Origin of the sequence: Rhabdonatronobacter sediminivivens (assembly GCF_013415485.1) — a bacterium.
In the GTDB taxonomy this organism is placed as follows: Bacteria; Pseudomonadota; Alphaproteobacteria; order Rhodobacterales; family Rhodobacteraceae; genus Rhabdonatronobacter; species Rhabdonatronobacter sediminivivens.
On sequence record NZ_JACBXS010000102.1, the window covers coordinates 1 to 2229 of the forward strand.

At 61.6% G+C, this 2229-nt stretch carries 2 protein-coding genes and 1 pseudogene; 1 reads left to right on the top strand and 2 read right to left on the bottom strand.

The features are described 5' to 3' along the window. Both HUK65_RS18925 and HUK65_RS18255 read right to left on the bottom strand, forming a co-directional pair. On the bottom strand, positions 1–220 hold a 220-nt coding region (locus HUK65_RS18925; RefSeq protein ID WP_235442276.1), incomplete at its 3' end, for a hypothetical protein. A gap of 62 nt (positions 221–282) precedes the next feature. Next, complete coding sequence (locus tag HUK65_RS18255; RefSeq protein WP_179907682.1) at positions 283–1311, bottom strand: IS110 family RNA-guided transposase; 1029 nt, start codon at positions 1309–1311, stop codon at positions 283–285. 360 nt (positions 1312–1671) lie between these two features. On the opposite strand from HUK65_RS18255, the pseudogene HUK65_RS18260 reads away from it, so the two are divergent. Further along, positions 1672–2229 (top strand): annotated as a pseudogene (locus HUK65_RS18260) (hypothetical protein); the annotation flags it as partial.

Consider the following 2229-nt stretch of genomic DNA (forward strand, 5'->3'; position numbering starts at 1 on the left):
CTGAAATCCAACCTTCTTTTGTGGATGCCGCTCGGTTTGCAAGGAAATTCTGATCTTCTGGACTTGTGATCGAGTGCGTACTTTTGTCAGGCCTGTTCGTGCGGCTGACATGGCGCCGCTGGCCGGGATGGTGATGCGCGGACCGGGTCCAAATCTCCAACGGCGAGCTCGAGGCTCGGAGAAGGTTTCTGGTTTGCCCTACCCGGATCATGTCGATCATGTGCCCATTCGGATCATGCCTTCCTCACAACTCGGTGGCCCGGCTGTCGATTCAACGCCGTGTTAGGCGCCGATCAGCACCGGGCCGCGATAGCTTTCACCTCGCGTCAGCATCGCCCAGATGCCACGCGCCATCTTGTTCGCCAGCGCGACGGCCACGACCGGGACCGGCTTGCGTTCCAGCATCCGCGCCAACCACGACCCCTTCGGCGCACCGCGGCGCGAGGCCCAGCGGATCACAGCGGTCGCCCCGATGACCAGCAATCGACGAATGTCGCGCTGCCCCATCTTCGAGGTCTTCCCCAGCTTCTGCTTGCCCCCGGTGGAATGCTGCCGCGGCACCAGGCCGAGCCAGGCGGCGAAGTCTCGCCCTCGGCGGAACTGATCCATCGGCGGCGCGAAGGTCTCGACCGCCAGTGCAGTGATCGGGCCTACACCCGGCATCGTCTGCAGCTGGCGCGGCATTTCCGCTTCGTTCGACAAGGCCGCGATCCTGGCTTTCAGCGCATCGATCCGGCCGGTCAGCTGGTTGATCTGGTCGAGGAGCATCTGGCAGATCTCGCGCGCCAGATCGGGAATGTCGGCATCAGGATCTGCGATGACCCGTTCCAGGCGTGGCAAATAGCCAATCCCCACGGGGGCGACATGGCCGAACTCGTAGAGATGCGATCTCAGCGCATTCACGGCTTCGGTGCGTTGCTTCACGAGCTGTTCGCGCGTCCGGAACGCAACCGCTCGGGCTTGCTGTTCCTGGGTCTTGGGTTCCACAAACCGCATGGTCGGTCGCAGCGCCGCCTCGACGATCGCTTCCGCATCGGCGGCGTCATTCTTCTGGCGCTTGATGAACGGCTTGACGTAGTGCGGCGCGATCAGCCGGACATTATGCCCGTGGCGGGACATTTCCCGCGCCCAATGATGCGCACTGGCGCAGGCCTCCATCGCCACGAGGCACGGCGGCTGCTCCGCCATGAACCGGGCGAATTGTGGTCGCGTCAGCTTCTTGCGGAACACGACGGACCCGTCCGCCGCGGCGCCGTGCACCTGGAACACGTTCTTTGCGAGATCGATGCCGATGATGGTAATCTCTCCCATGGATGCCCTCTCCTTCAGCTTGTGCTTCGACACCACGAGTATGGCACATCGCGATGCCGTCTGGGGAGAGCGGCATCCACCCCATCTCCACCCCCTAAGCCATTGTTTTGATTTACACGACCGATAGTTTGAATCGCCATTTGGTTCAATCGCGACTGGCAGCGAAATGCGCTCGAAGCGTTGCGCTTGGATACAGCGACGAGACGGAGGCCCTGGCACACCCCCAATTCGCGTATGATGATGCCATCTGCCGGTTTCGGCGTTTTTGGCCTTCCCTGAGAGGGGTGCCAAGATGTAAGCGAGGTCCAACACGCTGAAATATCGGAAATTTTTTTAAGCGTCGTGGTGGAGCCTGGCAAGATGAATTCGACGTTCTCCCTCCTTGTCGTTTTCCTGACCCGGCTTTTCATGCCCAGGCACAACGCGCAGCTGAGGCTGCTCAAGGCTCAAATCCAGATCCTGCGGGCCCGCATCCCGACGCAGAGGATCATCCTGTCTCCCGAAGAGAAAGCCGAGCTGCTGCGCATCGGGGCGGAGTGTGGGCATGATATCGACGGGCTCATGGCGGTGGCAAAGCCCGCGACCTACAAGCGCTGGCTCGCCCAGATGCGTGGTGAGCGCCCCTTCAAGGCCGTGGGCAGACCGCGCCTGACACAGGAGTTGCGCGACGTTGTCATTCGCATCGGGTCCGAAAACCTTCTGTGGGGCTACAAGCGGATCGCGGGGGAACTGAAAAAACTGGGGCTCTACGCCGGCGCCAATTCTGTCAAACGCATCCTGAATGAGGCAGGCATCCACCCGAGCCCCGAGAAGCACAAGAAAAAGCCAGCCCTCCCGTGGACCACCTTCGTCCGGGCACATATGGAGAGCATGGTTGCCTGCGACTTCTTCACCAAGACCGTGCTCACTGCCCGTGGG

What these genes read in the sequence shown, in the direction of transcription:
- HUK65_RS18255 (WP_179907682.1), bottom strand. Translation starts at nt 1,311, where the DNA reads ATGGGAGAGATTACCATCATCGGCATCGATCTCGCAAAGAACGTGTTC.